Origin of the sequence: Actinoplanes couchii (assembly GCF_016862075.1) — a bacterium.
Classification (GTDB): Bacteria; Actinomycetota; Actinomycetes; order Mycobacteriales; family Micromonosporaceae; genus Actinoplanes; species Actinoplanes couchii.
Genome location: NZ_BOMG01000103.1, coordinates 144,223 through 150,323, shown reverse-complemented (window position 1 = coordinate 150,323; position 6,101 = coordinate 144,223). Strand labels below are relative to the sequence as shown.

The 6,101-nt window shown below is 73.4% G+C and carries 6 protein-coding genes; 1 reads left to right on the top strand and 5 read right to left on the bottom strand.

Features of this window, described 5'->3' with window-relative positions; translation table 11 throughout:
- Positions 1-2: 2 nt before the first annotated feature.
- From Aco03nite_RS42080 to Aco03nite_RS42065, 4 genes are all read right to left on the bottom strand, one after another.
- Positions 3-338 (bottom strand): hypothetical protein, encoded by a 336-nt coding sequence (locus tag Aco03nite_RS42080; protein WP_203806730.1) that lies wholly within the window; start codon positions 336-338, stop codon positions 3-5.
- A gap of 38 nt (positions 339-376) precedes the next feature.
- Complete coding sequence (locus tag Aco03nite_RS42075; RefSeq protein ID WP_203806728.1) at positions 377-1,123, bottom strand: S1 family peptidase; 747 nt, start codon at positions 1,121-1,123, stop codon at positions 377-379.
- A 96-nt stretch (positions 1,124-1,219) separates the two neighbouring features.
- On the bottom strand, positions 1,220-1,609 hold the full coding sequence (locus Aco03nite_RS42070; protein ID WP_203806726.1) for a hypothetical protein: 390 nt from the start codon (positions 1,607-1,609) through the stop codon (positions 1,220-1,222).
- On the bottom strand, positions 1,609-2,031 hold the full coding sequence (locus Aco03nite_RS42065) for a hypothetical protein (RefSeq protein WP_203806724.1): 423 nt from the start codon (positions 2,029-2,031) through the stop codon (positions 1,609-1,611). Before Aco03nite_RS42065 ends, Aco03nite_RS42070 begins: the two co-directional genes overlap by 1 nt.
- A 42-nt stretch (positions 2,032-2,073) precedes the next feature.
- Between Aco03nite_RS42065 and Aco03nite_RS42060 the strand changes: the two genes are divergently transcribed.
- Positions 2,074-3,036 carry an NAD(P)/FAD-dependent oxidoreductase gene (locus Aco03nite_RS42060; protein ID WP_203806722.1) on the top strand — a complete coding sequence of 321 codons (963 nt, stop codon included), beginning with the start codon at positions 2,074-2,076 and terminating at the stop codon, positions 3,034-3,036.
- A 43-nt stretch (positions 3,037-3,079) separates the two neighbouring features.
- Here Aco03nite_RS42060 and Aco03nite_RS42055 read toward each other — a convergent pair whose 3' ends face one another.
- Positions 3,080-6,076 (bottom strand): AfsR/SARP family transcriptional regulator, encoded by a 2,997-nt coding sequence (locus Aco03nite_RS42055; protein WP_203806720.1) that lies wholly within the window; start codon positions 6,074-6,076, stop codon positions 3,080-3,082.
- Positions 6,077-6,101 lie beyond the last annotated feature (25 nt).

Below are 6,101 nucleotides of genomic sequence, written 5' to 3'. Positions count from 1 at the left end.
ACCTAGATCCCGACGAAGGTGACCGGCTGGATCAGCAGCTGCCCGATCGCGGGCGGACTGGGGAAGACCTGACCGGGAAAGACCGCGTAGAGGAACGTGACGACGATCCACAGGGCGTACGTCGGGAGCATCAACCGCCAGGCCCGCCGGATCCGTGGCGGCAGGTCGGCGCGGAAACCCGCCCAGGCGGCGAAGATCAGCCCGAGCGCCGAGTAGACCACCTGCACCCCGCCGACCAGCGTCAGGTACAGGTCCGGGCCGGCGGCCTCGGAGAAGGGGATCGCGATGACCGTCGCCGCGCCGAGCGCCGACAACAGCAGGAGCCCGGCAGTGCCCATGCTCTACACCTCGGCACTACCGGGCCGCAACTGAGAACCTATTCGCGGATCTGGCCCTTGATCCAACCGGTGATGTTGTCGGTCCGGGCGGCGTGCTCGTACTCGTCGTGCGGGCAGGACGGGCCGTTGCTCACGACCGCGACGAGCCGGGGGCCGCCGCGGGTCTGCAGGAAGAACGGGCCGCCCGAGTCGTACGGGCAGGGAGTGGCGTTCCCGGTCAGCTCGGTGACCGATGCGGTGACCTCGGCGACCTTCATCGTCCCGGTCCGCAGCCGGGTCTCCGGGACGGGATTCGTGCTGGTCACCGAGCCGTAACCGGTCAGCCGCACCTGCGCGCCGACCTTCGGGGCGGTGGGGCTGAGGACGATCGGTTCGACGTCGCCGACCGGTTCCGCCAGCCGGGCCAGGGCCACGTCGGCGGTGGGTGACTGGCGGACCGCGACGACGGTGGTCTCGGTGCCGGCGTTGCTGGTCAGGTCGGTGCGGCCGACGGTGGCGGTGGTCTCGTCGGCGACCGGGCGCTCCACCCGGACACCGTTGGCGTCCCGGAAGCAGTGCCCCGCGGTGATCACCCACCGGCGGTTGATCAGGGCGCCCGAGCAGGCGCTGTCGCGTTTGCCGCCGTCAGCGGTCGGGATGCCGGTCATGGTGAGCTTGACGGAGAAACCGTATTTGCCGATCGGAACCGCCTCGCCGTTGGCGATGGCGTTCGCCGGAAGCGCGCCGCCGAAGGCGCCGGCCAGCAGTGTCCCGGTGAGCAGCAGGGATCCGGTGGTGCGTCGCATCAACGCGCTCCTCGATCCTAGGAAGTGAGACCGCGGGCGCGGTCCTATGTAGAACATTTACGGACCGCGCCCCGATCAAACATGAATCCTTGGATCTCAGCGACGCGGCGTATGGACGTCGCAGTTGCGGCCCTGCTCGGCGACCCGCTGGTTGGGGCCGACGCACAGGCGCAGCGGAGGCTTCGCGCCGCCCCACAGGTACTGCGACTGGGTCCGGAAACCGGTCCGCCCCGGACGGCACTGGCTGTTCAGGGTGCGCCATTCGATGCCGTCGGCCGGCCCGTTGTAGGCGATCTGCACGACCGCGCACTGTCCCGGCCGGTTGACGGCCAGGGTGCCGCTGACCGCGATCGGCGGCACCGGGCGCTCCGGGATGCTCATCATCTGGTCATAGGTTCCGTAGGCCTGGGCGCCGCCGGCCGACAGGGTGAACGCGTTCGCGGGGGCCGCGGCCAGCATCGCGCCGGCGAGGAGGAGGGCGATCATCATCGCACCAGCAGCGAGTAGCTGGCGACGATGCCGGTCCGGCACCGGTAGGACACCCACACCCGGCGGGCGACCCCGTCCCGGCCGACCTTCTCACATTCCGCCCCGGCGTCCCGGACCTGGTTGAACGCGGCCGTGTAGACCTGCGTCTCGGCCCGGCTCGGGGAGGTGGCCGGCTTGTAGGTGATGCTCAGGTCGTCACCGGCGAACCCGGAGCGCACCGAGAACGACCGCCACGCCCCGGTCTGGCGACCGGACTGGCCGATCACCGCGGCCCGGCCGAAGCCGTAGGTGCCCAGCAGGGTGGTGACGTACTGTCCCGGCGGTGGTGCCGGCGCCTGGGCCTGGGCCTGGGCCGGTGCCGGGGTGAACACCGACAGCAGTGCCGCGAGGAGCACGACGGATTTCCATAACGTACGCATGAATAGTCGTCCTTTTCTTGATATCCCGGACCTTCCCGTGACATGAGGGACAACCGTCGGGCCGCTGATCCGGTTACCGTGCAGGGTGTGGATGTCGTGGTGGTGGGTGCCGGGATCGCCGGGCTGTCGTGCGCGCGGGCGCTGACCGAGGCCGGTGCCCGCGTCCGGGTGCTGGAGCGCGGCCGGGTGGTCGGCGGGCGGCTGGCCAGCAAGCGCTACGACGGTCGGCATACCGACATCGGGGCCGCCTACCTGGTCGCCGACGACCCGGATTTCCGCGCACAGGTCACCGCGTGGCAGTCCCGCGGCCTGATCCGGCCGTGGACCGACACGCTGCGTGTGCATCCGGGTGGCGGCGACGCGTCCGGCCCGTTGCGGTGGGCGGCGCCCGGCGGTCTGCGTTCCCTCGCCGAGGACCTGGCGACCGATCTGCCGGTACGGGTGTCGAGCCCCGTCGACACCCTGCCCACCGACGCGGACGCCGTGGTCCTGGCCATGCCCGGCCCGCAGGCGCTCCGGCTGGACCCGCCGCCGGGGATCGCCGCCGCCGCCCGCGCCCAGACCTGGCACCCGGTGATCGCCGCGACCCTGACCTACCCGTCCCGGGACTGGCCCGATTTCCACGGCGCGTTCGTCAACGAGCACCCGGTTTTGGCCACCGTCTGTGACGACGGCGACCGCCGTGGGGACGGCGCCCCGGTGCTGGTGGCCCACTCGACGGGCGACCTGGCCGCCCGGCACCTGGACGATCCGGAGGCGGCCGGCCCGATTCTGGCCGATGCCGTCGGTGAGCTGCTCGGCCTGTCCGCCCGCCCCGAGGTGCGGGTGCACCGCTGGACCTTCGCCCAGCCCGACCCGGGCGACACGCCGTATGCGGTCGACGGCCGTGTCTGGCTCTGCGGTGACGCGTTCGGCCGCCCCCGTGTGCAGACCGCCTGGCTCTCCGGCCGGGCCGTGGCCCGCGCCCTCGTCTCGGGTGAGGGCCCGCCAGCCCTCACCCGATGACGCCCCCGTCCGGCACAGCAGACCACCGCCGGTTACACGCGCCCTACACGTCCCCGTGTAGAAGGCACCTGAGCTGCCGCGTCTCGTCGGCGCGGGGCTGATCGCCGACACGTACGCACAGGTCCTCGGCCTCGCCCAGAGCCGCTCGCGCGGCGACCGGATCCCGGTCGCCGAGCGCCCGCCCCAGCAGGATCAGCGTGCCGGCCAGGAACCGCAGCCAGCCCCGGGTGCGCCAGATCGCCACCGACTCGCGCAGATGCGCGACCGCCTCGGCGTACCGTCCCCGGTTCAGTTCGATCTCGCCGAGGATGGCCAGGGCATCGGCGATGTGATGGTTCATCCGGTACTCGCGGGCCGTCGCGAGAGCGGCCTCGGCCGCCGGACGGGCCTCGTCGTCACCGCGGAGCAGACGCAGCCGCGCCAACGCGATCATGGTCAGCGCCTCGGTGTACGCGTCCCGGTGCCGCCGGGAGATCGCCAGCGACTCGGTCAGGAAGCCCTCGCTGGCGTCGAACAACCCGGCCTGGCTGTGCCCGATCCCGAGGAACTGCAGCGCGGTCGCCTCCCAGCGCGGATTGCCCAGCTCCCGGGCGCGGGCCAGGGCGAGGTGCAGGTTCTCGACCGCCGGCGGCAACCGGCCGGACTCGCCGAGCGCCACGGCGAGGGCCACGTGACCGCGGGCCAGACCGCCCAGGTGCCCGCACTGTCCGGCCCAGTCGAGTGCCTGCTCCGCCGCTTCGACGGCTTCGCCGGGGCGGCCCAGCGCGGTCAGCGCCACCGACCGCATCGCCGCCGCGTCGGCCATCCCGCCCGGCTCACCGGCGTCGCGGAACATCGCCAGCAGCTCACCGGCGTCGGTGAGAGCGCGGTCCATCACCGCACCGCCCCGGTCACCGGCGATCCACGTCTGCACGTCGATCAGCCCGCGCCGCATCACCGCGGCACCGCGCCGATCCCCGGCCCGGGTGCAGGCGGCCATCGCCGGGCGGCTGCTCGCCACCCACTCGGCGTACATCCCGCGTACGTCGAAGTATTTCTCCAATCTCTGGACCAGGTCGTACGCCGCCTCGTGCCGTCCGGTCGCACCGGCCTGCCGGGCCGCGGCGCGCAGCGTCGCCTGCTCGGCGTCGAACCAGGTCAGCGGGTCGACCCCGGCCAGCTCGCCGAGAGCGTCGCGCACGTCCGGGCGGGGCGCCGGACTGGTGATCGGCGCGAAACAGGGGCCGGGGATCCGCGGTTCGAAGTGCTCGGCGACGGCCAGCCAGGCGCCCAGCCCGAGATCCAGGGCGTCGTCCCCACCGTCGCCGGTCTCCTCCCGGGCGTACAGCCGGACCAGGTCGTGGAACCGGTAGCGCAACTGCCCCGCCGCATCGACACCGACCGGGGTCAGCATGTGTGCATCGACCAGCTCGTCCACGTCGGCGCCGTCGGCCAGCACCCCGGCCAGCCAGCCCGGGAAGTCGGGCACGTCGAAGACCCCGAGCCGCCGGAACAGCAGCCGCCCGGACCGGCTCAGCCCGGCGTAGCTCAACGCCAGCGAGGCCCGCACCTGGAGATCACCGGCGCCGAGCCGGTCCAGGCGCAGCCGCTCGTCACGCAGCAGCCGGGACAGGTGGGCGAGACTCCAGCCGGGCCGTGCGGTCAGGCGGGCGCCGGCGATCCGGACCGCGAGCGGCAGCCCACCGCACATGTCCACCACCGACCGGGCCTGCCCGGGATCGCCGGCCACCCGGTCCTCACCGGCGACCCGCTCCAGCAGGCGGACACCGTCGTCGCCGGGCAGCACGTCCAGGGTGGTCCAGCGGGCGCCCTCCAGCCCGGAGAGCCGGACCCGGCTGGTCAGCAGCACCGCGCACGTCGCGGAACCCGGCAGCAACGGCCGTACCTGGGCCTCGCCGGCCGCGTTGTCCAGCACGACCAGCGCCCGGCGGCCGGCGAGCAGGCTGCGGTACAGCTCGGCGCGTTCCTGGTCGTCGTTCGGCACCGCGACGCTCGGCACCCCCAGCGCCCGCAGGAACCGGCCCAGCACGTCACCGGGGGTGGCCGGGGCCGGTTCGATGCCGGCCAGGTTCGCGTACAGCTGCCCGTCCGGGTAGGCCGCCGTCACCTGATGGGCGACGTGCACGGTGAGGGTGGTCTTGCCGATGCCCGCCATGCCGGTGATCCCGGCGACCGTCATCGCGATCGGCGGCGCGTTCGGGGCGAGCAGTTTGCGCAGCCCGCGGGCCTCGTCCTCACGGGCGGTGAAGTCGGCCACCGTCGCCGGCAGCAGCGCCGGGACGACACCGGCCCGCGCGTCCGGCACGGGTACCGCGTCGCCGGTGATCTCCCGGTGCAGCTCGCGCAGTGCCGGACCGGGGCCGATGCCGAGCTCCGCGTCCAGCACCGACCGCATCCGCCGGTACCCGTCCAGCGCCCGGGCCCGCTCGCCGTTGCGGTGCAGCGCCCGCAGCCAGGTCGCCCAGAGCCGCTCCCGCAGCGGATGTTCGGCGGTACGGGCGGCCAGCTCGACGGCCAGTTCGGCGTGCTCCCCGAGCGCCAGCCGGGCCTCGGCCTGATCCTCGACGGCGGTCAGCCGGGCCTCGGTGAGCCGGGCCGTGAACGGCGCGAACCAGTCCAGATCGGCCAGATCCTCCAGCAGCGGGCCGCGCCACAGCCCGAGCGCGTGGGCCAGCCGCTCGGCGGCCCGCAGATGCTGCCACTCGTCGAGCGCCCGGCGCCCCTCGGCGGCCAGGGCCTCGAACAGGGTGACGTCACACTCGCCGGCCGCCACGTCGAGGCGATAACCACCGGGAACCGTCCGCAGCGCCTCCGGCAGCACCCGGCGCAGGTCGGAGACGTAGGAGTGCAGGTTCGCCCGGGCCGACGAGGGCGGCCGCCCGTTCCAGAGCGCCTCGACGATCTCGTCCCCGCGCACCACGGTCCCGCCCCGGAGCACCAGCATGGCCAGCAGAGCGCGCTGTTTGCGCCGCCCGATCGCCAGCAGGGCGCCGCCCGGATCACGGACTTCGAGAGTGCCCAGCAGACGGTAGATCAGCATCCGGTCTCCAAGGTCCACTGTGCAC